Annotated in this window: 23 protein-coding genes and 1 pseudogene; 14 read left to right on the forward strand and 10 right to left on the reverse strand. The window is 43.9% G+C overall.

Going from position 1 to position 26,475, the window contains the following annotated elements; translation table 11 throughout:
* The 7 genes from F6K52_RS10560 to F6K52_RS10590 form a co-directional block, all read left to right on the forward strand.
* Positions 1-1,059: 3-isopropylmalate dehydratase large subunit (locus F6K52_RS10560; protein WP_293077158.1), on the forward strand; the 1,059-nt coding region annotated here is incomplete at its 5' end.
* 11 nt (positions 1,060-1,070) lie between these two features.
* On the forward strand, positions 1,071-1,673 hold the full coding sequence (gene leuD / locus F6K52_RS10565; protein ID WP_293077160.1) for a 3-isopropylmalate dehydratase small subunit: 603 nt from the start codon (positions 1,071-1,073) through the stop codon (positions 1,671-1,673).
* Between the two features lie 174 nt (positions 1,674-1,847).
* On the forward strand, positions 1,848-2,072 hold the full coding sequence (locus F6K52_RS10570) for a hypothetical protein (protein WP_293077162.1): 225 nt from the start codon (positions 1,848-1,850) through the stop codon (positions 2,070-2,072).
* Between the two features lie 73 nt (positions 2,073-2,145).
* Positions 2,146-3,147: an N-acetylmuramoyl-L-alanine amidase-like domain-containing protein gene (locus F6K52_RS10575; protein WP_293077164.1), complete on the forward strand. Its 1,002-nt coding sequence runs from the start codon at positions 2,146-2,148 to the stop codon at positions 3,145-3,147.
* A 341-nt stretch (positions 3,148-3,488) separates the two neighbouring features.
* Positions 3,489-4,775 carry an RNA-guided endonuclease IscB gene (gene iscB, locus F6K52_RS10580; protein ID WP_293077166.1) on the forward strand — a complete coding sequence of 429 codons (1,287 nt, stop codon included), beginning with the start codon at positions 3,489-3,491 and terminating at the stop codon, positions 4,773-4,775.
* Positions 4,776-5,084: 309 nt separating this feature from the next.
* Positions 5,085-5,516 carry a hypothetical protein gene (locus tag F6K52_RS10585; protein ID WP_293077168.1) on the forward strand — a complete coding sequence of 144 codons (432 nt, stop codon included), beginning with the start codon at positions 5,085-5,087 and terminating at the stop codon, positions 5,514-5,516.
* Between the two features lie 2 nt (positions 5,517-5,518).
* The gene (locus tag F6K52_RS10590; protein WP_293077170.1) at positions 5,519-8,185 is read left to right on the forward strand and encodes an AAA family ATPase; all 2,667 of its coding nucleotides are present in this window, start codon (positions 5,519-5,521) and stop codon (positions 8,183-8,185) included.
* Positions 8,186-8,388: 203 nt separating this feature from the next.
* Here the strand turns inward: F6K52_RS10590 and F6K52_RS10595 are convergent, their stop codons facing one another.
* Positions 8,389-9,402, reverse strand: a complete 1,014-nt coding sequence (locus tag F6K52_RS10595) for a type I glyceraldehyde-3-phosphate dehydrogenase (protein WP_293077200.1) — start codon at positions 9,400-9,402, stop codon at positions 8,389-8,391.
* A 627-nt stretch (positions 9,403-10,029) separates the two neighbouring features.
* On the opposite strand from F6K52_RS10595, the gene murC reads away from it, so the two are divergent.
* The 4 genes from murC (at position 10,030) to F6K52_RS10615 (ending at position 13,579) form a co-directional block, all read left to right on the forward strand.
* Positions 10,030-11,550, forward strand: a complete 1,521-nt coding sequence (gene murC, locus F6K52_RS10600) for a UDP-N-acetylmuramate--L-alanine ligase (RefSeq protein ID WP_293077172.1) — start codon at positions 10,030-10,032, stop codon at positions 11,548-11,550.
* Between the two features lie 80 nt (positions 11,551-11,630).
* Positions 11,631-11,795, forward strand: a complete 165-nt coding sequence (locus F6K52_RS10605; protein ID WP_293077174.1) for a hypothetical protein — start codon at positions 11,631-11,633, stop codon at positions 11,793-11,795.
* The gene (gene murB, locus F6K52_RS10610; protein WP_293077176.1) at positions 11,785-12,771 is read left to right on the forward strand and encodes a UDP-N-acetylmuramate dehydrogenase; all 987 of its coding nucleotides are present in this window, start codon (positions 11,785-11,787) and stop codon (positions 12,769-12,771) included. The genes F6K52_RS10605 and murB overlap by 11 nt, the downstream gene beginning before the upstream one ends.
* A gap of 454 nt (positions 12,772-13,225) precedes the next feature.
* Positions 13,226-13,579, forward strand: a complete 354-nt coding sequence (locus F6K52_RS10615; RefSeq protein ID WP_008180753.1) for a YbaB/EbfC family nucleoid-associated protein — start codon at positions 13,226-13,228, stop codon at positions 13,577-13,579.
* A 112-nt stretch (positions 13,580-13,691) separates the two neighbouring features.
* On the opposite strand, the gene F6K52_RS10620 is transcribed toward F6K52_RS10615, so the two are convergent.
* On the reverse strand, positions 13,692-15,083 hold the full coding sequence (locus F6K52_RS10620; protein ID WP_293077178.1) for an SGNH/GDSL hydrolase family protein: 1,392 nt from the start codon (positions 15,081-15,083) through the stop codon (positions 13,692-13,694).
* 172 nt (positions 15,084-15,255) lie between these two features.
* On the opposite strand from F6K52_RS10620, the gene F6K52_RS10625 reads away from it, so the two are divergent.
* A complete protein-coding gene (locus F6K52_RS10625; protein ID WP_293077180.1) occupies positions 15,256-15,747 on the forward strand; it encodes a low molecular weight protein-tyrosine-phosphatase in 492 nt (163 codons plus the stop codon).
* Positions 15,748-15,816: 69 nt separating this feature from the next.
* Here the strand turns inward: F6K52_RS10625 and F6K52_RS10630 are convergent, their stop codons facing one another.
* From F6K52_RS10630 to F6K52_RS10640, 3 genes are all read right to left on the reverse strand, one after another.
* Positions 15,817-16,509, reverse strand: a complete 693-nt coding sequence (locus tag F6K52_RS10630) for a response regulator transcription factor (protein ID WP_293077182.1) — start codon at positions 16,507-16,509, stop codon at positions 15,817-15,819.
* A 262-nt stretch (positions 16,510-16,771) separates the two neighbouring features.
* Positions 16,772-18,436 carry a thiamine pyrophosphate-binding protein gene (locus tag F6K52_RS10635; RefSeq protein ID WP_293077184.1) on the reverse strand — a complete coding sequence of 555 codons (1,665 nt, stop codon included), beginning with the start codon at positions 18,434-18,436 and terminating at the stop codon, positions 16,772-16,774.
* Positions 18,437-18,621: 185 nt separating this feature from the next.
* A complete protein-coding gene (locus F6K52_RS10640) occupies positions 18,622-18,765 on the reverse strand; it encodes a CopG family transcriptional regulator (RefSeq protein WP_293077186.1) in 144 nt (47 codons plus the stop codon).
* 67 nt (positions 18,766-18,832) lie between these two features.
* Between F6K52_RS10640 and F6K52_RS10645 the strand changes: the two genes are divergently transcribed.
* On the forward strand, positions 18,833-20,053 hold the full coding sequence (locus tag F6K52_RS10645; protein ID WP_293077188.1) for a transposase: 1,221 nt from the start codon (positions 18,833-18,835) through the stop codon (positions 20,051-20,053).
* Positions 20,054-20,196: 143 nt separating this feature from the next.
* Here the strand turns inward: F6K52_RS10645 and F6K52_RS10650 are convergent, their stop codons facing one another.
* Together F6K52_RS10650 and dxr are read right to left on the reverse strand one after the other, a co-directional pair.
* Positions 20,197-21,783, reverse strand: a complete 1,587-nt coding sequence (locus tag F6K52_RS10650) for a glucose-6-phosphate isomerase (protein WP_293077190.1) — start codon at positions 21,781-21,783, stop codon at positions 20,197-20,199.
* A 152-nt stretch (positions 21,784-21,935) separates the two neighbouring features.
* Complete coding sequence (dxr, locus tag F6K52_RS10655; protein WP_293077192.1) at positions 21,936-23,144, reverse strand: 1-deoxy-D-xylulose-5-phosphate reductoisomerase; 1,209 nt, start codon at positions 23,142-23,144, stop codon at positions 21,936-21,938.
* Between the two features lie 457 nt (positions 23,145-23,601).
* Here dxr and F6K52_RS10660 point away from each other — a divergent pair, with 457 nt between their 5' ends.
* Positions 23,602-24,720, forward strand: coding sequence for a PLP-dependent transferase (locus F6K52_RS10660; protein WP_293077194.1), 1,119 nt, complete (start codon positions 23,602-23,604; stop codon positions 24,718-24,720).
* 348 nt (positions 24,721-25,068) lie between these two features.
* On the opposite strand, the gene F6K52_RS10665 is transcribed toward F6K52_RS10660, so the two are convergent.
* The 3 genes and pseudogenes from F6K52_RS10665 to ndhC form a co-directional block, all read right to left on the reverse strand.
* Complete coding sequence (locus F6K52_RS10665; RefSeq protein ID WP_293077196.1) at positions 25,069-25,599, reverse strand: NAD(P)H-quinone oxidoreductase subunit J; 531 nt, start codon at positions 25,597-25,599, stop codon at positions 25,069-25,071.
* Positions 25,592-26,338, reverse strand: coding sequence for a photosynthetic/respiratory NAD(P)H-quinone oxidoreductase subunit K (gene ndhK, locus F6K52_RS10670; protein WP_293077198.1), 747 nt, complete (start codon positions 26,336-26,338; stop codon positions 25,592-25,594). The genes F6K52_RS10665 and ndhK overlap by 8 nt, the downstream gene beginning before the upstream one ends.
* Positions 26,335-26,475: pseudogene (gene ndhC / locus F6K52_RS10675) on the reverse strand (photosynthetic/respiratory NAD(P)H-quinone oxidoreductase subunit C); the annotation flags it as partial. The gene ndhK and the pseudogene ndhC, both read right to left, overlap by 4 nt.

Genomic DNA, 26,475 nt, shown 5'->3' on the forward strand with positions numbered 1-26,475 from the left:
GGGTTGACTCAGCCAGGCATGACGGTGGCTTGCGGGGATTCCCATACTTCGACTCATGGTGCGTTTGGTGCGATCGCATTTGGAATTGGTACTTCTCAAGTGCGTGATGTCTTAGCTTCCCAAACCTTGGCATTGTCTAAGCTTAAGGTTCGCAAAATAGAGGTGAATGGTAGTTTACCCCCAGGGGTTTACCCGAAAGATGTGATCTTACACATCATCCGTAAATTAGGGGTCAAAGGTGGCGTTGGCTATGCCTATGAATATGCTGGTACTACTTTTGAACAGATGTCGATGGAAGGACGGATGACTGTGTGTAATATGTCCATCGAGGGGGGCGCTCGGTGTGGCTATATTAACCCGGATCAGGTAACCTTTGACTATCTTAAGGGGAAAGATTTTGCTCCCAAGGACGCAGATTGGGATCAGGCGGTGGCTTGGTGGAACAGTATCCGGTCCGATGACGATGCCGTGTATGATGATGTGGTTAAATTTGAAGCGGCAGACATTGCGCCTACAGTGACCTGGGGAATTACACCAGGCCAAGGAATTGCGGTTAATGAAACTATTCCGATACCGGATAGTTTGCCAGAAACAGAAAGAGCGATCGCACAACAAGCCTATGAGTACATGCAGCTAACTCCAGGCACAGAGATTCAAGGAACAAAGGTGGATGTGTGTTTTATCGGTAGCTGCACCAATGGTAGACTGACTGACCTGCGAGAAGCCGCTAAATTTGCTCAAGGTCATCATGTGGCTGAGGGAGTCAAAGCCTTTGTGGTTCCAGGTTCGGAACGGGTAAAGGAAGAAGCGGAAGCAGAAGGACTCGATCAAGTCTTTGTGGAGGCTGGGTTTGAGTGGCGAGAGCCCGGATGCTCGATGTGTTTGGCAATGAATCCTGACAAACTCCAAGGAAGTCAGATTAGTGCTTCCTCTTCTAACCGTAATTTTAAAGGTCGTCAGGGGTCTTCCACAGGACGGACGTTGTTGATGAGTCCAGCAATGGTTGTAGCCGCAGCGGTTAAAGGGGCAGTGGCTGATGTTCGGGAGTTGATGGTATAGGAGCAGGTCTGATGAGTAGTGAAGTAAAGATGATTACCGGAACAGGAATTCCTGTAGTAGGGAATGATATCGACACCGACCGGATTATCCCAGCTCGATTTTTGCGCTGTGTGACCTTTGATGGTCTCGGACAACAGGTGTTTATTGATGACCGCGCTCAAGCTAACGGACAACATCCCTTTGACCAACCCCAGTATCAAGGTGCAACGGTTTTAGTAGTAAATGGTAACTTTGGCTGTGGGTCTTCACGGGAACATGCCCCTCAAGCGATCGCAAGATGGGGGATTCAAGGGATTGTCGGAGAGAGTTTTGCCGAAATCTTTTTTGGTAACTGCTTGGCGATGGGGCTTCCCTGTGTGACCGCTGACTCAGAAACCGTGAAGCAATTACAAACAAGCCTCCATCAGAATCCTGAAATCCCGATGACCTTGGATTTGGAAGAGATGCAAGTCTATTGTGGTGAGTTGCAGGCTTCTGTGTTTATGGACGATGGACCAAGAAACATGCTGCTGAGTGGGACTTGGGATACTTGTGGACAACTGGTTGCTCAAGTAGAAGCGGTTCGGGGGACAGCCGCTAGGTTGCCTTATATGAATTGGGGAGTTGTTTCCTAGTAGCCGATTAACTAGTAGCTGGTTAACTGGACATCACTTGACAACAATTAACAACATTTTTATCTCACAACATTGTGATCTATTTTTGTATAAAGTCAAGGGATGTCCATTATTATACACATGTTAAATTAGTTACTAGCCAGTCACTAGCCTCTAAAGCAGAATAGCTAAACAATGAAAGAACAACTAGAAAAACGTCTTCAACAACTCAAAGCTGAGTACGAATCTGGTCAAAAAGTTTTGGCTGAATTAGAAACTAAGCAAGCTAATGTCAAGGAAACGTTGCTGCGCATTGCTGGCGCGATTCAAGTGTTAGAAGAAGAATTGGCAAACGTTGAACAGGAAAATAATTTTGTGGAGCCTAAAGTTGCCAGTGAAATAGTTAATACTGACCAGTGAATAGATATAGGTTAACATATCAAAAGTGGTTCTCCCTTGGCGTTCGGTTTAGGGTAGGTTTGTAGGTTTAAGAATGAAAAAAAGCTTGAGGCTAGCTGCGGTTTTGTATATACTCACGTGTTGTGTAGCTTCTGGTTTAGAATCTCAAGCTACTGTTGAGTCGGAATCTCGTCAACTAGGCCATAAACAATTAATTACTAGCAAATTAATTACTAGCACTATATCCGAATCATTAAAGGATAGGGCTGAGTCACTGATGATAGCCCAATTTCCCCCACCAGAAATTAGTGACCCAGCAGATAAAAAGCGTTTCGACCAGGTGATGGAGTATGCGATCGCATACCACTTGTCTGAGCGTCCGCTCCCAGAGATCATGCAAGCGATCGCACAGCAATTTCTGGGCGCAAGCTACAAAGCTCACTTATTAGACCAAGCTAACCAAGAAACCCTAGTTATCACTCTCAATAAATTTGACTGCGTCCTCTTTGTGGAAACCATTCTAGCCCTAGCCCGAGGGATAGCAGTAAAAGATTATTCTCAGCAGACCTTTGTCAATCACCTTCGTGACCAGCGTTATGGGGATGGTAATCTCAATGGCTATTGCAGCCGATTACACTATTTCTCTCAATGGATTGATGACAATCAGAGAAGGGGAACAGTTAACAACATAGCGCTAGAGTTAGGAGGAGTATCCCGCCAGAAAACCCTTAACTACATGAGTAAACACAGGGGTAAATACCCATCTTTGGTCAGGTATGAGTCAAATTACCAGTGTATTGTAGCCATGGAAGCTAATCTGAAGCAGACAACTGTTAATTTCATTCCCCATGATCAGATTAGGAAAGCCTACAATCAACTGCAACCAGGGGATATTATTGGCATTGCTACTACTATTCCTGGTCTAGATGTCACCCACACTGGGTTAGTGTATCGTACTGCTGACGGGAATATCGGTTTTATTCATGCATCACCTGCTGGTAAAGTCACCATTGCCCGTGATTTACAACGGTATGCCAGACATGTTAGACATTCCCTTGGGATTGTAGTCGCTCGACCGGTTGATCCTGGTTTTTGATCCAGGTGTTCCGATAAAACTAGCGAAGCTTTCACCAGGGGCAATCTAGCCTCAAACCCTTGCACCATAAGCACTCCTTAATCTAAATTAAGCAGCCAACTGAAAATACTTGAGTAAAACACCTAGTTTAAGCCTTGGTAATTCCCGGTAAATCTGGGAATTGCCGACTAGGTTGCAGACTAAGGATTTACTTCCTACGTTGTTTTGGTCACGATACCTAGGGGTGAACTCCAGCTTCTAGCTCTATCGCTAGCCATTAAGACAAAGGCAAACGTGTGGTTAGCCCAACAAGCCATTACAACATTGTCAAGGAACACATTACCAACTGAGATGCACTAATCATGCAAAATTATGTATTTGTTATTGACACAAACAAACAACCATTAAACCCAATTCCACCAAAGAAGGCACGAAGGTTATTAGACAAAGGCAAAGCTGCGGTTTTTAGGATGTACCCTTTTACTATTATTTTGAAAACGGCGATCAACAATCCTGTTGTTACCAACTGTCAACTAAAAATTGACCCTGGTAGCAAGGTCACTGGGTTTGCTCTAGTCCAAAACAATCAGGTGATTTGGGGAATGGAATTAGAGCACAGAGGAGGATTAATCAAGAAAAAATTAGAGTCTAGAAGCGCTGTAAGACGCGGCAGGCGTAACCGTCATACCCGTTACAGAAAACCAAGATTCCTTAACCGCAAACGTCCAGAGGGATGGCTTCCACCTAGCTTAGAGCACAGGATTTTGACTATAGAGACCTGGATCAAACGATTAATTAAGTTTTGCCCGGTTAACGAGATTTGGGTAGAAAGAGTTAAGTTTGACACCCAAAAAATGCAAGTTCCCGAAATCAATGGTGTTGAGTACCAACAAGGGGAATTAGCTGGGTATGAAGTCAGAGAATACTTGCTAGAAAAATGGGGAAGGGAATGCACTTACTGCGGTAAACAATCCGTCCCATTGCAAATTGAACACATTCATCCAAAATCTAAAGGTGGAAGTGATTCGGCAAAGCCGACGCTACGCGAACGGGTTAGCAATCTTTGTCTAGCTTGCGAAAAATGCAATCAACGGAAAGGGAATAAACCAATAGAAGAATTTTTAAAGAAGAAACCAAGTTTGCTGCAAAAAATCAAAACTAAAGCCAAGCAACCGCTGAAAGATGCGGCAGCAGTAAATGCGACTCGCAACAAGTTGGTAAAAGTGCTCTGGAACATCAAACCTTTAATTACTGGAACGGGAGCGCAAACCAAGTACAACCGAATTAAACTGGGTTTCCCAAAGGAACATTGGGTTGACGCTGCCTGTGTTGGTGATATAGAGATCTTGGAACTAAGGACAAATCAACCACTGTTAGTAACCTGTAAAGGTCAAGGAGGCAGACAAAAAGCAGCACTCAATAAGTATGGCTACCCCATTAGGCACAACCCATTAAAACCGATCAAGGGTTGGTGCAGTGGAGATATAGCCAAAAACATTCTGACTGGGGAGTTTGGGAGAGTTAACCCTAGGAGCAAAAGTAATTCCTTCAATTACACAGTCCGAGGGAATAAGGCAATAAGCTTACACGTTAAGAACTTGACCAGGGTTCACAAAAAAGATGGGTACACTTACGGTTTTTGCCGATAAATACCAAGAATTACCTGGGAATAGTTGTCCTATTGTTTTACAGCTATTCCCAGAGGATTAATAGCTGTTTTATTGGTTAATACGTTTAATTCAGTAGGAAGAATTGTCCAGTGTTGGATTAGTTCTTCGGATAGTATATAGTTCATCTGTTCTGCAACGTAAGACCTGCTCCCTAAGCGAGAGATAGCTTATTGCCCTCAACCCTGCCAAGGATTATCTGACAGTCAATCAATTCCCTTGTATCGAACTTACTAGACGAGTTAAACTATCACAGTTTCCATTCTACCATAAGGTATTCGATAAAACTCGATGATGATACCTGCTGGTGTAAGTGAATTAAAACAAGCTTTTCATCAGCATCTTGCAGCTCATACCTCTGTTACTGGTCCTTCTTCCTATCTTTTGCTGTTTTATGCCGCTGAATGTGGACTCAAGAGTATTTGCTTGAGAAGAAACAACTTACGAAGCACAAAATACTTTCAAGATCCGATAAAAAACTATGGTCATAACTTAGATATGTGGTGTAAAGAGCTGGGAATTTCTGCTAGTCAATTTACTTTTAAAACCAAAACTAAAAATAAATCAACTCCTTCGTTTCATCTCGCCTGTGGCGGTTCGAGTCGAAATATCGGAGCAGCTCATCAAGCTTGGCGATATGGCATTACCATAAAGAAAGAAGATGAAGAATACTTAGTCAATTGGCTCCATCAGCTTTGTAATTGGATTAAAGAGAATATATAACGATGATTCCATCAGATATTCGATTATACACCTGGGTAGATGTAGAAGAAGTTTTGTTGCGATCGCAAGAGCAAGAGCAATGGCCAAAAGACTTAGTTTGGGCTAGAGGGTATTGGGATGAATTAGTTCTCGGTATTCGTCCTGGCACTCAAAGCTCAATCAAAACATGGCTCCAGGAAATCTACGATCCTCGATTCCAAGACAATGGCCAACAGGGTAATGATTGTATTATCCTCGAAAGTGCTGAAGGCAATCAGCGCACCTTACCGATTATTTTAGAAGAAACAGAGGAAGAACCCCCAACTCCTAAACTTATCCCCAATCTAGCTAGACCTACTGTTATTTGGCAACGAACTGAGAAGCTTCAAGCACCGGATATCCTCCCAGATGATTTACCTCCGGTGGTTGCTTTTCATTCTTTTAAAGGTGGTGTAGGTCGCACAACTCATGCTCTTGCCCTAGCACAAGCTTTAATCAACGCCAAGCAAAAAGTTCTTTTGATTGATGGCGATTTAGAAGCTCCTGGAATTAGTTGGTTATTAGAATCTAGGCTGCCTTATCCTCCTATTTGTTTTGCCGATTTTATTGCCTTAATTCATGGAGACCCTTCTCCAGACGCAGAGCAAACCATTGAGTTAGCAACCCAAAAACTTCAGAATGCTTTAGTAGACGGAATCTATATCTTACCTTCCTTTCGTGTTAATAGCAGATTGACTGGTTTAGCCATTAAGCCAGAACATCTAATTAAAGGCCATAAAAATCCTTTTATATTGACGGATAGTTTAGCTCGTCTGGGAAAAGCCTTAGGAGTCAATGTTGTTTTAGTGGATTTGCGAGCAGGACTCTCGGAATTAGCAGCAGGATTAATTTTAGATCCGCGAGTCTATCGGATCTTTGTCTCTACTTTAAGCGGACAATCTATCAGTGGAACTGAGAGGCTTTTACAATTCATTGCTAAACTAGCACCCTCGACGCGAGAGCAAGATCCTTCCCCTGCTTTGATTTTGACTAAAGTTCCTAAAAATGAAATAGATAAAAATTTAGCTATCGACTCAGAACAAACAATTTTAGAAGAAATTCAACCATTGCTGGGGGAAGATAGTGAAGCGATTAGAATTACTACCCCATTTACTGATAGTTTACATATTTTATCTAATTCTTGGCAAGAGGCTTGGCAGCAATTGGCCAGTTCTAAAATAATTGATTTACTACATCCTTTATTGGAATGGCTGCCTGATCATTTAAATAAATCGAATCAAGCAGATGAACCTATAAGTTTACAGTCTCAAAGAGAAAGCTTGAGAGATATAGCCGACAAAATGATTTATGCAGAGCGTGCTGAAACTGACGATTTTTTAGTTACTAATTCTTTACAAAACTTGGCTAATGATTATCGAAACCAGATTCCAATCACTGTCGTTATTGGAGCCAAAGGTTCTGGAAAAACTTATACCTTTATGCAAATTATACGCAGAAAAGAATGGCAAAAATTTAGAGAAGATGTGGGAGTAACTAATGTAGATAGCACAGTAGATAGCACAGCCTTGATCGCACCGATTATCGCTTCAACTAATCTCCATGATAAAGCAAAAAAAATAGTAGATGACGTCCGGAGATATTGTGCTGAACAGATAGGGTTGACGCCTCCCGTCGATGACAGTGAGATTAAGGACTATATTCGGGAAGGATGTCAACAGGAATTACATGAAGGTCAATGGCGCGATCGCTGGTTAGATGTCATTGCCAATACTCTAGGTATGACCGGTAAAGGTCGCGATTTACCTAAGTATATAGCAGAGAAGAAACAAAAGATAGTAGCTGTAATTGACGGCTTGGAAGACTTATTTCAAAAATTTGCTCAGGATGAAGCTCAACAAACTGCTTTACGAGCGTTATTGCAAGATGTTCCTGAATGGCTGGAACAACAACCCTTTCGTTGTTTAGGAATTATTATTTTTGTCAGACAAGATATTTTAACTGCTTCTGTCCGTCAAAATCCCGGTCAAATGATGTCTCGCTATCAGCCTTATAGGTTAAGGTGGAATGAAGAAAGCGTATTGAGATTAGTTGTTTGGGTTGCCAGGAAAGCTGATATTTTGTTAAATTTAAAGCTAGCCGAGCTTCAAGATATGAATCAAGCAGCACTGACAGAAGCGTTAACACGTTTGTGGGGCAAAAAACTAGGAAACGATCGCTCTAGACAAGCACGTTCTGCTCGATTTGTAATTGACGCATTATCTGACTACAATGGACAAATTCAGTCTAGGGATGTCGTACGTCTTCTTAAAATTGCTGCGGAAAAATCCATTTCCATTGATGAGAAGAATTATTGGCAAGATCGAATTCTAGTTCCCAAAGCAATTCGAGATTGTTTAGATGAATGCAGCAAAGAAAAAATTGAAGAAATAAAGCTCGAAAATGAACCGTTAAGAACGGTATTTAATAAATTACGTGAATTACCTAAAGTACAGAAAAAAAGCCCTTTTCAACTAGAAAGTATTAGCTTATCTGCAGAAGACATTAGCCTCCTTAAGCAAAATGGGGTCATTATTGCTGACGGGGATGACTATTACGTTTCAGAAATATTTCGTTTAGGATTAGGGTTTTCCCAAAATGCTGGCAAAGCAAAAGTTCTGGGTTTAGCTAAGCGAGCTAGACAAAGACTCTAGATGATGCTTATTAACGGTTTATTTACCTCTCCCCTCCTTCAAAGAAGGTGATTGAAACGGTTAAGGGAGTAGGACTGTTTCAAAATCTAATAAGTTATAGCGAGAGAGGGGAATAAGTTAAACGTATTGGTTCAATAAACAATGAACCCTAACGAATCAACACTCTTCCCCAGTCTCTTGCTTTACGAACTAGGCTCTAACAACTAATTCGACCATTTTTGGGCAACTAACTCAGCCAAATCTACAACCCGCTGAGAGTATCCCCACTCATTGTCATACCAGGCAACAACCTTAACCATATCGCCGCCCATGACCATAGTTAAGCTAGAATCCACAATTGACGAACAATCATGACCCCTGTAATCAGAGGAAACAAGAGGTTCGTCGCCGTAAGCCAAAATTCCCTTGAGTGGGCCTTCAGCTGCTTCTTTGAACACTTGATTGACCTGCTCAGCAATGGTACTTTTCTCCACTTGAACTACCAAGTCAACGATAGACACATTAGGAGTTGGCACCCGCAGAGCAATACCGTTGAGTTTACCTTTCAGTTCAGGAATCACTAGAGCTACTGCTATAGCCGCACCAGTAGAGGTAGGGACAATGTTGAGCGCTGCTGCCCGAGCCCTACGTACATCCCGGTGGCTGGCATCAAGAAGCCGCTGGTCACCAGTGTAGCTGTGGGTTGTGGTCATTGTTCCTTTGATAATGCCAAACTTTTGATGCAGTACTTTGGCAAAGGGAGCTAGACAGTTGGTAGTACAGCTAGCATTGCTAATCACGTCATTTCCTTCGTCGATGTAGTCTTCGTGATTAACACCCATGACGTAGGTGGGGACGTCTCCTTTGCCAGGAGCAGTGATTAGCACTTTCTTAGCACCAGCAGCTATATGCTTGCCAGCCCCATCCTTATCTCGGAAAACACCAGTCGCTTCGATAACTAGGTCAACACCCCAAGAGTCCCAGGGCAAGTTCAAGGGGTTCCGATCGGATACACACTTGACAGTTTTTCCATTAACTATTATGGAATTGTCATCAGGACTGATATCTGCATCAAGTTTGCCCAGCATTGAGTCGTATTTGAGCAGATGGGCATTTGTCTTGGGATCAGAGGTATCATTGATTCCCACTATATCTAACTGGCTATTCTCCCGAGTCAGCCAGCATCTCATAAAGTTGCGTCCGATGCGTCCAAAACCATTGATCGCTACTCTAATCACTGCTTTTTGCCCTCTGTAATTCAAAGTAAATATTTTCTTAATGATCCCAATAATATCGCAAAGGCTGAAACAATTTGAAACTTTTACTAAACTAATCTGGTTTGATGTACTCCTTTTAAAGCCAGATGGGTATACTTATCTCCAAAGCTGGAGGTTTTGGCAGCAGAGTCCCCTCTGGGCATGGCACAGATCTGATATTGCTTCGGCAACCTGATTTTACTGACGCCATGTCTTAATGCAGTTGCTCCCAAAGCCCCTCTCCCGTAAGCAGTATCAACTGATTAGTCTGCTTTAGTTTGCTATGTAAGTCCTAACCCCCATGGTCAGCAGTGATGGAGATCAGCTCAAAAAATCAGCACTAGCTCTGCTCTAGTGCTATTTTATGAGTCTTGGGACGTTTGTCCGGATTGATAACTCTTGTTTACGTGTAATATATACGACAATCTACGTACTCAAAAATCAGTTATGTAACAGTTAGGTTATCAAACTGAAGGTATTATTCCCCTGTTTGACAGTACAGATGTACTTATTTACCAAAAATTATTCCTGGATCTGTATTTTTCCTGATATGATAGCGCGTGTTATTGGCAAATTAGGCGTGTGCGGTGTGGTGTGTAAGGAGTTAAAATGCCAAAGACTGTTGATTTCAGTAATAAACCATTTCATTTCATTGGTATTGGCGGAATTGGGATGTCAGCTCTTGCCTACATCCTAGCCAAACGCAAATTTAGAGTATCTGGCTCAGATACTCGGACAACCCATATCACGCAACGTTTGCAAGCAGTAGGTGCTCATATCTTCAAACAGCAGTGTGCCGCCAACTTAGAATTTTTCCAATCCAGGAATGCACCAGCTTGTGAAGACGTAGCAGCTAAAAGGGTTAGCACGAGTTTGAACCCAAAAGCGCTCACAGAAATATCACAATCAAGTCCGACTATATCTTTAGCTGAACCCTCTTTAGGCTTGCCTCAAGTTATCTGTTCCACAGCAATTAACCCATTGAACTCTGAGTATCAGGCAGCTTTAAAGCTAGGTTGCCCGATTTTCCATCGCTCAGATTTACTAGCGGCGTTGATTGAAGACTATTCCAGTATAGCAGTTGCTGGGACTCATGGGAAAACTACAACCAGTAGTTTGCTCGGTTATCTACTGTGGCAAGCGGGTTGTGACCCCACCATGATTATCGGTGGTGAGGTGGATGCTATCGGTGGTAACGCCAGGCTAGGAAATGGATCATTACTGGTTGCTGAGGCTGATGAATCCGATGGTTCGTTGGTTAAGCTCTCCGCCGAGATTGGTGTAGTAACCAATATTGAGCTGGATCATCCAGACCATTACCAGAAGTTAGAGGAGGTTGTTGAAATATTCCAGGCTTTCGCGAAGCGCTGTAAGAAGTTAGTCGGATGTATTGATTGTGAAACAGTGCGTACGCAACTAAAACCGAATATCAGCTATAGTCTACGGCGGGATATGGGGGCCGACTATAGCGTTGATGATGTAACTTATGAAGCTAATGGCACTACCGCCAGAGTTTGGGAGGGCAATCAGGTTTTAGGTCGGTTGGAGCTGAAATTGCTGGGCAAACATAATCTCAGCAATGCCCTAGCCGCAGTAGCAGTAGGACGAAATTTGGGGTTGGAATTTGACGCAATTGCCTCGGGGATCGCTAGCTTTGAGGGAGCCAAACGCCGATTTGAGCTGCGGGGCAAGTGCAATGATATTAGTTTTGTGGATGACTATGCTCACCACCCCAGTGAAATTCAGGCAACCCTAGCTGCCGCAAGAATTCAGGTCAAAGCTGACCAGCGAATAATTGCAATTTTCCAACCTCACCGATATAGTCGTACCCTGAGGTTTCTTCCCGAGTTTAGTGTTTCCTTTAGTAACGCTGACTTAGTTGTTATCAGTGATATCTACAGTGCTGGAGAACCAGATTTAGGAGAAATTAGCGGGGAAAACCTTTATCAGGCGATCGCATCTAACCATAAGGATGTGCATTACAAACCAACTCTCGAATCAGTGGTAGAGTTTCTCAACCAAATTCTTCGTCCTGGGGACTTAGCCCTATTCTTGGGAGCCGGTAATCTCAATCAGATTATTCCTAAGGTCATGGGGTTTTACGAAAAGCCAGAGAATGGCAAAGCTTAAGCAAAATTTAGCTCGAAAGCATCAATAATTGTGAATTAAGCTAGGGAATCTTAACTATAGACCTACCTCAGAAGGTCAGTATGATCTCAAGCCTCTATGATCCTCGTGAATCAACTTTCCACGAACTCCTCTGGGTACTCTACCCCCTAGCAATTCTAGCCAATGTGACTGCCAAAAACCGATCGGCATTATTTTCATTGTGTGTAGCTCCGAATCTCTACCCTGATTTTCCTGATGATAACTAGCGTGCTAACCCAGAAAAAAACTCCTTCCCAGTTAAAGTTGTATATTCCAGGAACCAATTGTCCACTTCAGTCCCAGGTATCCTTAGCCAAACTCACCTCATTTCGTGTGGGAGGTCCAGCTCAGTGGTACGTCGCCCCTCGGAGCCTAGAAGACCTACAAGCTAGTTTCCAGTGGGCTCACTCCCAAAAATTACCCCTAACCCTGTTAGGGGCTGGTTCCAACCTTCTAGTCAGCGATATCGGTTTGCCGGGTTTGGTAATTTGTACTCGCTATCTGCGCCATACTCACTTTGATGCAGATACAGGGAGAATTACCGCTAGTGCTGGTGTACCGATTGCCAGACTGGCATGGCAGGCTGCCAAACGAGGCTGGGAAGGGCTAGAGTGGGCTGTGGGCATACCTGGAACCGTTGGTGGTGCTGTAGTGATGAATGCTGGTGCCCACAAAAATTCCACAGCTGATATTCTGTTTAATACAGATGTTCTATCCCCTGATGGCTCAATAGCCCAACTCAGTAGCCAAGACCTAGGCTTTAGCTATCGCACCTCAATCCTTCAAGGTAGCGATCGCATAGTCAGCCAAGCCACATTTCAGTTAAAACCGGGTGCTGACCCAAAACAGGTGCGCTCACTGACATCGGATCATTTGGCAAGACGACACACTACCCAACCTTACCACCTACCTAGCTGTGGCAGTGTGTTCCGGAACCCTGACCCCTATGCTGCTGGTTGGCTAATTGAACAAATTGGTCTAAAAGGCTACCAAATTGGTGGTGCTAGAATAGCTGAACGCCATGCCAACTTTATACTTAACTGTGGTGATGCTAAGGCTAGCGATATCTTCCGCATGATCCACCATATACAGGAGCAAGTAGAAAAGCACTGGTCACTGTGTTTAGAGCCAGAAGTAAGGATTTTAGGTGATTTTACCAAAAAACTAGCAGTTGAAAGCCCTATGTCTTTAGAGCAGGGATAAAAACCAGCGAGGGGATTTATCCCCTCCTATGGTTCCAGTGGATATACCAAAACCGATCCTGTTGGGGAATCAGTTCAAAGCTGATCCCAAAGCTGATCACAAAGCTGATCACAAAGCTGATCAATTTTTAGTTTATGGTTGTGCTTGGCTAAACTAGAAAAGAACGGAAGGAAGTTAACTATATGACTTCCGCCCATGTATTAATAAGTACACCGGGGATTTATTCCCCTATTTCCTATTGCTGTTAAGGCGAGGAAAATTCCAATAGCATCACAATAGATACACAATAGATATAGATAAAGGTTAATCACCACAAGATTTATAATGTCAGCGCACCCCTTGCCCATAGACTGGGCTTAGTGCCAACCTGGCCAGGGGTTAAAACCGCGCTTGACGTTTGTTTTTCTTCCCCGGTCATTAGACAGGGGGTTTCTAAACTTAACTGGGATTTTTTATGACACAAGACAAAGGAAAAGGATTTGGTCTCGGTCTCGGCAAGATGAAAGAACTAGCCGAAGCATTCAAAAAAGCTCAAGAAGTTCAAAAGGGTGCCAAAGAGCTCCAGGATCAGTTGGAGCAAATGGAAATTGAGGGAACATCAGGGGAAGACGGTAAGGTGAAGGTGTTTCTCAGTGGCAATCAGGAACCCCTACGTGTAGAGATTTCTGAGGATGCTATCAATCAAGGAGCTGAGGCTTTATCTGAACTGGTGTTAGCAGCCATGAAAAATGCCTATGAGACCTCCACAGCCACTATGCGGGAGCGCATGGAAGAACTTACCAGTGGGTTAAATTTACCAGGTTTATAACCTCATCGGTCAATCCCCCCTCGGGATTCCGTAGTAAAAAACTATAGGCATGAGGAAATTAATCATTTTAAATGGCTCCAAACCTCATGCCAAATATCCTATTAATACGTGACTATTGATCAATATTTGAGTAAAACGAAGCTACCTGTAGCTTTGGCAGTGAACTAACTCCATAATATAAGCTATTAGCCACCTTCATATTGGCTGCTTCTGTCAAGTTAATGGCATCATGAAAGGCCAGTTCGGGAAAGTTTTGATAAATTGTGTACAAGTTGAGAACCTTAATATTTTTGGGAAAACCTTTCTCAAGTTGCTGACCCGCTGCTACCAATTTGGGATAATTGGCTTGCACTTGTTCCTGGTAAACCTTTCCTAACTGCTGCAAAATTTCCTTTTCTGCTGGTTTGATCTTATTGTTGCCACGACCAGTGATTTCTGGTTGGACAGCAACTAGTAAAGGAATTCGTTGTCCTGCAGTTAAACGCAGCATATGTCTGAGGTTATTTCGATAGCGCGTCAATCGACGTTCTAGTTCATCGGATTCCTGAGGAAGATACTTCTTCAGTGGCATAACGTCCCCCTTCATTACTAGAGACCGCTGACTCACTGATGGCTCAGGCTGTAAGACCCAGTATGTGATTGCTTTAGCGAGATAAGTTTTTGTAACTAAATGCTTCAACTGCTGGGTGAGATAGGTCCAAAAATGCCCAGTCGCGTTTTCCAAGAAGGCTTCTGTATTAGGAATATCTGTTAAATTTTGGTCACTGGGGGTGATCAAGTCTGTGTATCCACCCAACACTATTACTGCGTCTGGACTGTAAGGTAAAATATTGAGAGCTAACTGAGCTAGTGTATTGCCAGAGGTATACCCTGGTACGGCGGCGTTGATGACACGATACTTACCATTTCTAATCTTTGGCGGCAGAGCAAGTGCTTGCTTTAATTCCGGTTCAGAAGGGGGTAAGGTCATCGGTCGGTATTTCTGTGGGGAACTCCTCTGCTGTTTTATCCGTTCATTGAGACGAGCTTCTAAGTAGCTGGCTATGGTAACTTCATTATTGGCATTCCCTTGACCAAAAGCTGTTGACCCACCTAACAAAAAAATCCGAATTTCATTTTTGGGTTTGACCAAGGGAACAGGGTCGTCGTCCCGGAAACCCTGCTCATTAATGCGCCAGAAATCGCTCTGTTGCTTCCCCAATAAACTGTAACCTACAGCTAGATCCCGTTCGACAGCTAGATCACCAAGGTCTGGTAATCCATCATAAAGCTGCTGTGTCTGGTCAACGAACTTGGGACGGTAAACAGTGAAATCTCTGGGTGCCCCCTTGTAGGTAGCTATCTCATTAATTTTGCCGACCGCAGCCAGTAAGAAACGAGCCAACAATTCCACAATCATCAAACTTAGAACTATCCCTGTGAGAATCGTCAGTAGGTTAAACCGTCGGCGGCGTTTGCGGTAAAGGCTACGGCGCGACTTAAATATTAAATCTCTTCCTTGCATAACCGTTCTTGTTAGGAGGTATCCCTTTACAACTTGGTGTATTTAAATCACTGCGTTGCTAGACATTGAACCATGAAGCGACATCGCACCACATGGGTTCAACTATCCCATAGAGCCATTTCGTTGCTAAACTTAACACGGCCCAGCTCGTAGTTGACCAAATAATATACCCATGCCCTGCAAGTTACTGTTTGTCTGCCTTGGTAATATCTGCCGTTCTCCCTCAGCGGAGAACATCATGAATTACTTGATAGCACAAGCAAATCTTTCTGACCAAATTGTCTGCGATTCCGCTGGTACTTCCAGTTATCATATCGGTTCTGCCCCAGATCGGCGTATGACAGCAGCTGCGAAACGTCGGGGGATTGTACTCCAGGGGAAAGCACGGCAGTTTAATCGGTCTGACTTGGAAGAATTTGACCTGATTTTAGCTATGGATCAGCAAAACTATGAAGATATTATCTCTGTTGATCCAGCTGGGAAGTATAAAGATAAAGTAAGGCTAATGTGTGATTTTGCCCGTCATCACACCAACCGCTCAGTCCCCGATCCATACTACGGTGGACCAGAGGGTTTTAATAAGGTGATTGATTTACTGCTAGACGCTTGCGAAGGTCTGCTGGAACACGTTGTTGACAATTACACCAAGACTAGGCAAAACTAAAAAACTGCCAACTACTAATTGCCAATGGTGAACTTAGCATTTGTGCCATTGGTGGTTAACTGGATTAATTCATTTGATTAAATGGTGTTCTAAGGCAAATCGTAAGAGTTCGGCTCGGTTACTCATATCAGTTTTTCTGAACAGACGACTAACATACTTCTCGATTGTCCTTGGACTCAGGTGTAGTTGGTTACCAATTTCGACATTGGATAAACCTGTAGCTAGTAAATTCAATACTTGCTGTTCCCGCTCGGTCAGCTGTAGAGCATGAGCTTGGGTACTATTCCCTGATTGATGATTAATATCTACGGAGTTGATTGATCTAGATGCCGGTTTATCAACCGGCTCTTTTGTAGTCTGTGGTGGGAATCGTAACTCCGTATGAATCATTTGCGATCGCACTAGTAAACTTTGAATGACTGCACCTAATTCTTGCATCTCAAAGGGCTTAGGTAGGTAGACATCACATCCAGACTGATAACCCTTGATGCGTTGATTGGTGCTATTGAGTTCGGTTAAAAATACAACAGGTAACAACCGCAATGGGGGCTTCTGACGCACTTTTCTCACCAGTTCATAGCCATCTATTCGGGGCATATTAATATCTGTAACCAGAAGGTGAGGGTGATAAGTCTCAATCATAGACAGCGCTTGCTGACCATTTTCAGCAGTAATAACTGAATAACCTGACATTTCCAGATAATCGCTTACAGACAAACGAGTGCCCAGGTCGTCATCTGCAACCAGAATAATCAATGGCATGGGATAACTATAGTACTGACATTTAGCTAGATCCGCGAGAAGCCTCACATCTCAATGCTACGCCATGAGTGTGAGATGAATCGGGGACAGAAGCTTTTATAAACAGCCCTTAAGACGGTATGATAGAAACAGCAGGGAAGACAAAATAAGAGCTAACCGCCACCTGCTTATCTAAAAAGAAAGAACGAGTTGTATTGTAAGGCGTGGGTCGGGGCATCCCGTATCGTTAATAAAGCTTGCCCCCTCTTGCCTAAACCAGCTACTACTCTGATAATCCTTGCATAGCACTTAACGCTTTCCCCAAGCGCTTGACACCATCAGAGCAATCGAGGCGATCTAAATGAACTTCGATAAAGGAGATACTATTGTGGTTAACTTTTACTTGTTCTAAGGCTTGTTCTAGCTCACCTTCAGTACGCACTTGGCAACTCCAGCTATTTCCAAAAACCTGGGGTAACTGATGATATTTCCAAGGTTGAATATTGTTGTACGAGCCTTCATGGATAGCTCGCTCAATAGTGTAACCGTCATTATTAATTAAGAAAATAATCGGGTTAAGTTGATGCCTAATAATCGTAGAAAGTTCCTGACAGGTCATCTGGAAGGCACCATCACCGACAAACACAACCGGTCTACGGTTAGGAACAGCTAAACCAACTCCTAGACAGGCAGGAACTGAGAAGCCAATAGATGTGTAAAGAGCCTGTCCAATGTAGTCGCTGTCTCCTTGGAGTACCAAATCAACGGTAGCAATTAAAGCATCACCAGTTTCAGCAATCACGATTGACTCATCATCAATAAAGTGAGTCATCCGCTCATAGAATCTGGCGTTGGTTAGCTTTTGCTGAGGTTGTGACTCAAAGCATTTAGACAAAGACTCTATAGCTGGCTTGATATCCAAGACATCAGATTTTTTCTTCTGAAGTTTGGCAGTTAGACCAGCCATGAAATCCAGTAGATACACTGGAGAATAGAAGTGGTGTTTGATTTTAACTTTGTCAGAATTAGCGTTAATTAATCGCTCTTCGGGCAGTTGGGCAGTGAAACCACCCAGATTAATGTCTGACATGAAGGCACCCAGGCATAAAATACAGTCGGCTGTTTCAACTCGTTGGCGTACATAGTCCTGACTGAACGCTCCTGCATAACTACCAATGAATTGTGGGTGGCTTTCCGAGATGATTGACTTGCCTAACAAAGTGGTAGCGAAGGGATATCCTGTCTGCTCCAGCAGGTTGGTAAGTTGGTCTGCTATACCGTAGCGGTGGAGTTCAACCCCAGCTATAATAACGGGATGCTGGGATTGCTCTAGCAAACTTACCGCCTCTTCAACTGCCTCTGATAAAGCGTGGATATCCATAATTGGGGCTTCTGGTAAGTCACGCTCCCCAGTAATAGGACAAGGTTGATTGACTAAGTCTGAGGGAATTTCAATGTATACAGGTCTGCGGTGGCGCAAACAAGCAGCAATGGTCTGGTCGATTTGCCTTGCCGCTTGACTAGGGCTGGTAAGCCTCACGGCTGCCACTGTAATTTTTTCAAAAATTTCCAGCTGTAGATTGTAATTACCGGCAGTGTGATGTAGGAGTAACTTTTGCTGCCGCTGGGAACTGTTAGGCGCTCCACTAATCACGATCAAGGGGACTAGCTCAGCGTAGGCACCAGCCACCGCATTCACTAGACTGAGTCCACCGACATTATAGGTAACACACAACCCACCAACACCATTAAGGCGGGCATAGGCATCAGCTGCATATCCGGCATTGAGTTCGTTACAGGTGTAGATTAACTCTACAGAACTCTCTAGCAAGACATCCATCAGACCCAGGACGTAATCTCCCACTACGCCAAAAATATGCTTGACACCAGCGGCTTGCAGGCGTTGAGTAAGGTATTGACCGACAGTTACTACATCAGACTGAGCCATTGCACCTCTGACCTCTTTAATTAAGCTATCTTTATGGCCAGCATAACCAAAATTTTAAAAAACGTTAATTTTTTATAAAAAACGTTACATTTAAGATATAACTTAACCTTTTATGATTTATATTTTAGCTGGCCGGTAAAAGAAGCCCCACGTCTCAATCCGCAAGGATGAGCGTGGGATGAATTTTACACAGAGTCTTTGGGTTCAGGAAAGGGAGCGATCAAACTCCTTAATAATTCGGAGCAAGTCATCCCTCTGCGATCAGCTTCCTGTTTGAGTTGCTTTTTCTCAAAGCTAGTCAACCTAATCATCAAATTTTTGTCTTTCATTTCGCATTGACACCTGTAAATACGAGTGTTATCTTAATAGTAGGTCGAAAAACAAGAGGTGGCAATAATGAGAGCAGCGTATCAATATCGACTAAAATTGACCAAAAATCAAGAGCGTGAAGTAGAAAGATGGTTGGACATGCTTCGACATCAATATAACTACTTACTTGCTGATAGGTTTAACTGGTACGAACAGAATCGTTGCTCTATTAATTCCTGTCCTCTTGTCTGCCATCTTCCAGCTCTAAAAAACAACCCCGATTATTTTTCTCAAAAGAAAACTCTCCCTCAACTAAAAAAAGACAGACCTTGGTACAGTGTTGTTCAGTCTCAAGTTCTGCAAGACTGCGTCAAAAGAGTCGATCTAGCTTTTAAACGGTTTTTGAAGGGAGATAGTAACGGAAAAAAGAGCGGGAGACCTAGATTTAAAGGGAAAAACAGATACAAGTCTTTTACATTCCCCTCTCTTGGTAAAAATCCTATAAGTGGCAACATTTTGACTCTTCCCAAATTTGGAAAAGTCAAAATGATTTACCATAGACCTATCCCAGAAGGTTTTAAAATTAAGACAGCCACTATAACTCGAAAGGCTGATGGGTATTATATTACGTTATCTATTCAAGATGATTCTGTACCGGATATTATCCCAGTAGATAGCGTTTCCAATCCTGTTGGGATAGACATGGGTCTCAAATCTTTTCTGATCAAGTCTGATGGTTCAGAGGTGCCAATTCCTCAGTATTATCGAAAGGCTCAGAAGCGACTAAAAAAGATCCAAAAAGCTGTCAGTAGATCCAAGAAGGGAAGTAATAATAGAAGGAAAGCTGTCAGTAAATTAGGGAAGGCTCACAAAAAGGTAGCTGACACTCGAAAAGACTTTCATTTTAAAACTGCAAAAAGTTTACTAGATAACCACGATCTAGTTGCTCACGAGAAGCTAAACATTAAAGGTTTGGTCAGGACTAAAATGGCTAAATCTATTCTTGATGCTGGCTGGGGGCAATTCCTGTCAATACTGTCAAACAAAGCCGAAAATGCTGGTTTGCAAACAGTTGCAGTGAATCCTCGGAACACCAGTCAAAACTGTTCCAACTGCGGAGTAAAAGTACCCAAAAAACTAAAAGACCGCGTTCATTCCTGTCCTCACTGTGGTTATGTAGCTGATAGAGATGTAAATGCGGCGATCAATGTATTGAAAATGGCGGTGGGGCATCCCGTCAGCAGTAAAGCTTTCCGAGTATCCGAAGCAATAGCTGGAGTTGGAAAGAAGCCCACACTGAACCTGTAAGGTCAGTGTGGGAGTATGTCACCAAGTTTCTTGAGTTGACTAGGAAGCCTAAGGTCTTTTTTGTTAACTAGCCTTAAATTTGACAGTTGGCTGTCAATGACTAACAGTCAACTGTCAAGAAAAAAGGTCAAATGTCTATTAACTTATACACCAGAAACTTTCAGACTACTTGGTTGCCCCAGATTCCCTTCTAAGACAATACCCCGCTGGTTATAAGCCAGATGACGCAGCAATTTGTAAATCCCTTCAATTTGGTCAGGGGCTCCCGCTTTCTCAGCTAACTCCGAAATAGATATGGCAGCACTTTCCTGGTGTAGTACCTCCATCACCTTTTTCTGTAAATCCAGAATGGCAGCGGCGGCTTTTTTACCCGCTTCTACCCCAGGTTGGTGATAAGCATTGATATTCACCAAGGATGCATAAAGACCAACAGCACGTTCATACAGGGCAATTAATGCCCCCACGGTTGTAGCATTGACTTGAGGAATGCTTACGGTAATAGAATCCCGTTGATTGTCATACAACGCCTGGCGAGTACCTTGTAATAAACCTGATAGATAGTCTCCCGCAGTTACACCGGCTTCTACTTCTGGAGACTTCCCTTGTCGGTCTTCTAAGACTTCAATGAACGTGACAAAGAAATTGGGAACACCTTCCCGAAGTTGCTGTACGTAGGCATGTTGATCCGTTGAGCCTTTGTTACCATAAACTGCAATGCCCTGATAAACCGTATTGCCATCTAGGTCTTTTTCCTTACCTAGAGATTCCATTACCAGCTGCTGTAAGTAACGGGAGAATAGCAATAGACTGTCTTTGTAAGGCAACATGACCATATCTTTCTCTCCCTTACCATTGCCAGCAAAGTACCAGCATAGGGCAAGTAACGCTGCTGGATTGCTTTTGAGCTGGGGGCTACCGGTCGCGCTATCCATCTGTTTAGCACCAGCCAGCATCTGACGGATATCAATCCCTTGTAGTGAAGCTGGAAGTAGTCCTACGGCTGACATTTCAGAGGTACGTCCTCCTACCCAATCGTACATGGGAAAGGTGGCCAGCCAACCTTCGGATTTTGCCAATTGATCTAGTTTGCTGCCAACACCCGTAATGGCAACAGCCTGGGATGCAAAGTCTAGATTCTGAGACTCGTAGGCTGTTTTAACTTCCACCATGCCGTTACGAGTTTCTGGTGTTCCCCCAGATTTGGAGATAACTAATACCAGAGTGCTAGACAATCGGTCTTGGAGTTGGGTCAGCAGAGCATCAATGCCAGCTGGGTCAGTATTGTCAATAAAGTGAATGCCTAAAGGAGGAGAGTCTGGCCCGAGGGCTTCAGCGACAAACTCAGGACCAAGAGCAGAACCCCCAATACCAATGGAAAGAACATCAGTAAATTTTGGTGCCCTAGGGGGATGGATGGCACCCGTGTGGACATTTTGGGTAAAGGTTTCAATTTTTTCGAGAGTTTTGACAATGTCTTGTTGGAGTTCTGGAGTTGGGGCTAAGTCCGGGTCTCTTAGCCAGTAGTGACCGACCATGCGGTTTTCATCAGGGTTTGCGATCGCACCGTTGACTAGGGCATCCATATCCTTAAATGCCTTTTCAAACTTAGGCAGCATCGCCTCCACAAAGGCATCATCAAACCCCATACGGCTGATATCGAGGTAAAGCTCTAATCCTTCGTGGTAATAAAGCCAATCCTGATAGCGTTGCCAGAGTGCAGCGGCGTCCATAAGTAGCTCTCCAACTTCTGTTATTGTCCACTCACAAGTTTAAGGCAACCACATAGCGTAAACTACCCCGACTGAGCGAGTCCTTGACGTCGGGGCTATGGGCGACTATTCCCAAAACGTTTTTTAGATTTCTGAGCAGGTCTTAAACCCAATCAACTTGTTGAAGCGACAGGCTGCGGGAAAGTGATCGAATCCCGGAGCAACTTACTAGCAGCTAAAACTTCCTGTCTTGCCCATCGATCTGCTGCCAAGATATCGTCTAAAGAAGGATTGGAACAGTTATCAGCTTGGTGGCGATCGCATACAGATTCAATACAACGAGCAATATCCAAATAAGCAATTTTCTCCTCTAGGAATAGGGCAACTGCCTGCTCATTCGCTGCATTCAATACCGCTGGCATCGACCCACCAGCCCGACCAGCCGCATCAGCGATGTTCATACAGGGATATTTCTGATGATCCGGTTCCCTAAAAGTCAAATTACCAGCTTTCACCAAATCTAGTGGTTCCCAATCGGTATAGATCCGCTCCGGCCATGAAAGGGAATAGAGTAAAGGCAAGCGCATATCTGGCCAACCTAACTGAGCTAATACTGAGGTATCTTGTAGTTCAATCAGGGAGTGAATAATACTCTGGGGATGGATCACAATGTCGATGTGGTCATAATCCATGCCAAAAAGGAAGTGAGCCTCAATCACTTCCAATCCCTTATTCATCAGAGTGGCAGAGTCTACAGTAATTTTACGTCCCATGGACCAGTTAGGATGCTTCAGGGCATCAGCCACCTTCACTGAAGCTAACTTGTCTACGGACCAATCTCGGAAAGCCCCCCCGGATGCTGTTAGGATAATCCGCCGCAATCCCCCTGCTGGAACTCCCTGAAGACACTGAAAAATTGCCGAATGTTCTGAGTCAGCTGGTAGCAGCTTAATACCATGTTTTTCCACTAAGGGTAGTACCACTGGACCACCTGCAATGAGAGTTTCTTTATTAGCTAAAGCAATGTCTTTACCCGCTTCAATAGCAGCAATAGTAGGCAACAAACCCGCACAGCCGACAATGCCAGTAACTACAGCTTCCGCATCACCATAGCGTGCCACTTCTACCACTCCAGCTTCGCCCCCTAAAATAATAGGTTGGGGGTCAAGGTCAGCAATTGCTGCTTTGAGTTCTGGTAATTTCTCTTGATCACGAATTGCAGCAATTATCGGTCGAAATTGCCGAATTTGAGCCGCTAACATTTCCACATTGCGCCCAGCTGCCAATCCCACTAACTGGAATTGTTCGGGGTATTGATTAACAATATCGAGAGTTTGGGTACCTATTGAGCCAGTGGAACCTAAGAGTGTAATTTTTTTCACAATTTTTTTATAATTACCAACAACTCCCCTATCATACCGGGGCAATGGGAAGCCTATAAGTCACTCAAGCCAATTAAAACGATTGGTAAAGTTTTATTATGGTACTGGCAATTTGGCAACAAACCTTAGTGAATATGGTTTTTGATTAAGTTTTACCCCTATTGTCAGTGATAAGTAAGTCTTATGTAGTCAATAACACAACGTAGACCGGATTAATGCGCCATGATATGGCCAACATGTATATATCGCAGTTTTCAATTGGGTGAGGTGAGGTACAAAGTCCTTGGTTTTAAGGAATAGGGAGTAGGGAGTGGGGAGTACGAATCCCCCTCCCCCTCCTTAATAAGGGCGGAATAAAATTGACAGTACCTCATAAGTATGAGGAACGCCACAATGTTATATATTGTGGCGTCTTACCTCTGAAAAGGTATTATCAGTGATTTGAGCAAAAGGTTGCATGAAAATTGAGACACTGGCAGTGCATGCTGGCCATAATATTGACTCGGCCACAGGGGCAGTAGTGTCCCCAATCTATCTATCTACTACATTTGAACGTCAGCCAGACGGCAGCTACCCTCAGGGTTATAATTACAGTCGAGACAATAACCCGAATCGGGATAGTCTGGAAAAATGCCTATCTAAACTAGAGGGTGGGGCAGCCGCCGCCGCTTTTTCTTCTGGTTCAGCTGCTACCTTGAGTATCTTCCAGGCTTTGTCCCCTGGAGACCATGTAGTTGCACCTCTAGATAGTTACACAGGAACTGGGTTTCTCTTGCGAGAAATTTTCGGCCCCTGGAATTTGGCGGTAACTTTTGTAGATATGGCTAACCCTAGCACAGTCATGGAGGCAGTTCAACCCAATACCAAGCTGATTTGGATAGAAACCCCTTCCAATCCGATGTTAAGGGTTACCGATATCAGCAAAATTGCCCATATTGCCCATAACCATAATGTCTATTGTGTTTGCGATAACACTTGGGCAACACCGATTAGCCAACGTCCATTGGAGTTGGGGGCAGATTTGGTTATCCACTCCACAACCAAGTATCTCGGTGGACACAGTGATGTCTTAGGAGGTGCCGTGATTACTAAGGTTGAGGATGAATTTTTTCAAAAAATTAAAACAATTCAGATGGCTGGCGGTTCAGTAGCCGCTCCTTTCGACTGTTGGTTACTCCTGCGGAGCATTCAGACCTTACCCTACCGCATGAGAGCTCATTCAGAAAATGCCTTGAAGGTGGCACGGTTTTTAGAAGAACACTCCCAAGTAGAAGCTGTTCATTATCCCGGATTACCAAACCATCCAGGACATGGAATTGCTGCTGCTCAGATGAACCTGTTTGGGGGTATGATTTCTTTCCAGGTGAAAGGAAACAGGGAAAATGCTTTTGCCTTTACTGGCAAGGTGAAGGTATTTACACGAGCCACTAGCTTGGGTGGTGTCGAGAGTTTAGTCGAACATCGTGCTTCTATGGAATTTCCTGGTACCCGAACCCCAGACAATCTGTTACGGATGTCTGTTGGTCTTGAACATACTGATGATCTACTAGAAGATCTCGCCCAAGCTTTAGGTTAGTGAGGCAAGACTTGATAATTGGGTCTTAGGTAATAGGGTAAAATAGGAGGAAAATGACCCATTATCTATTACCTGTATTTATTTGTAGCCAAATTGATGTCAATTGTTATCACTTAAGTAACCAACTTACACTCATCCGTTCGCTTAGCGTGACCGTTCGCGTAGCGTGGCCTTTTGGCCAAGGTCAATCGGTTAAATGTAAGTTGGTTAATATAAGCAATCATCCCTCTTAGGGAGTGAGCAAAGCTAGATGTTCCGTTCGCGATTGACATGCACTCACGATACACGATTGTCCTTTGGAGCCGCTACGCGAACGCATCAGGGAAACGATCTCAAACCAATAACTAATCAATAAGCATCCTGTAATTCGTAGAAGTCCGGTGATATATAATCCTTCCGCAAAGGCCAACCCACCCAATCTTCTGGCATCAAAATCCGCTTCAGGTTAGGGTGTCCTTCAAAAACTATACCGAACATATCGTAGGTTTCCCGCTCCTGCCAATCAGCAGCTTTCCAAATCCAGTAAACCGAGGGAACCTTAGGATTATCTCGGGGTAGGAAGACTTTTACACGGACTTCCTCAGGCTGATCAGTATTATCACTCACTTTAGTCAAGTGGTAGAAGCTGACCAAGTCTGCCCCAGGACCAAAATCATAGCCTCCTTGACATTGGAGGTAGTTAAACCCATAGGCGTATAGAGCAGTAGCAATGGGAAGCAAGACATCTGGTTCAACTTTGAGTATCTCAACCCCTAGGTGATCCAGCTCCATGAACTCATGCTCAAAACCGTTTTCCTTGAGCCATCCCGAGACTTTTCCAGCTTCAACTATTTCAGAGACTTGTGTCGTTTGCTCTACGGGTTTTGACTCTTCAGCCACGCTCTACCTCCTGCTTTTGATAGGATTTGAGTGCTGGTGGTACTGCTATTCCCATCCCCTCGGTCAACTGCTTGGGTGCAGTATAGCGCTCCTCTGATTGCAGGTACTTACCCGTCAGGATCTCTGGTACCACTTTCATGTTGTGAGTGGTGCTGTAGTAACGGTGGGTTTGCTTAAGCTGACCACGCTCCTGAATAGACTCGTTAGCTACCTTTTTGCGAAGCTTGACAATAGCATCCATGATTGCTTCTGGACGAGGGGGACACCCAGGTATATAGACATCCACTGGAATCAATTTATCCACACCACGGACTGCTGTTGGAGAATCAACGCTAAACATCCCGCCAGTGATAGTACAAGCTCCCATGGCAATCACGTACTTTGGCTCTGGCATCTGCTCATAAAGACGAACCAGTGCTGGTCCCATTTTCATGGTTATGGTACCGGCTGTGATAATTAAATCCGCTTGCCTGGGGCTAGAACGAGGAACCAAACCAAAACGGTCAAAGTCAAACCGCGACCCAATCATTGCTGCAAATTCAATGAAGCAGCAAGCCGTACCATACAACATCGGCCAGAGGCTGGAAAGCCGCGCCCAGTTGTAAAGGTCGTCTACTGTAGTTAAGATTACATTTTCCGATAGGTCTTGAGTGACTTGCGTTCGCTCAATCGGGTTAAGAATTTTGTTTGTTTGCTGCTGTTCTATAGCAGCACTATCCTTTGTAAGATTAGATTTCATGACCATTCCAAGGCTCCTTTGCGCCAAGCGTAAACCAGAGCAATCACAAGAATTGCAATAAAAATTAGGGCTTCCACAAATGCCAGTAATCCCAGCCGATTGAAGGCGACAGCCCAGGGATACAGGAATACAGTTTC

This window comes from Moorena sp. SIO3H5 (assembly GCF_010692395.1).
GTDB lineage: Bacteria > Cyanobacteriota > Cyanobacteriia > Cyanobacteriales > Coleofasciculaceae > Moorena.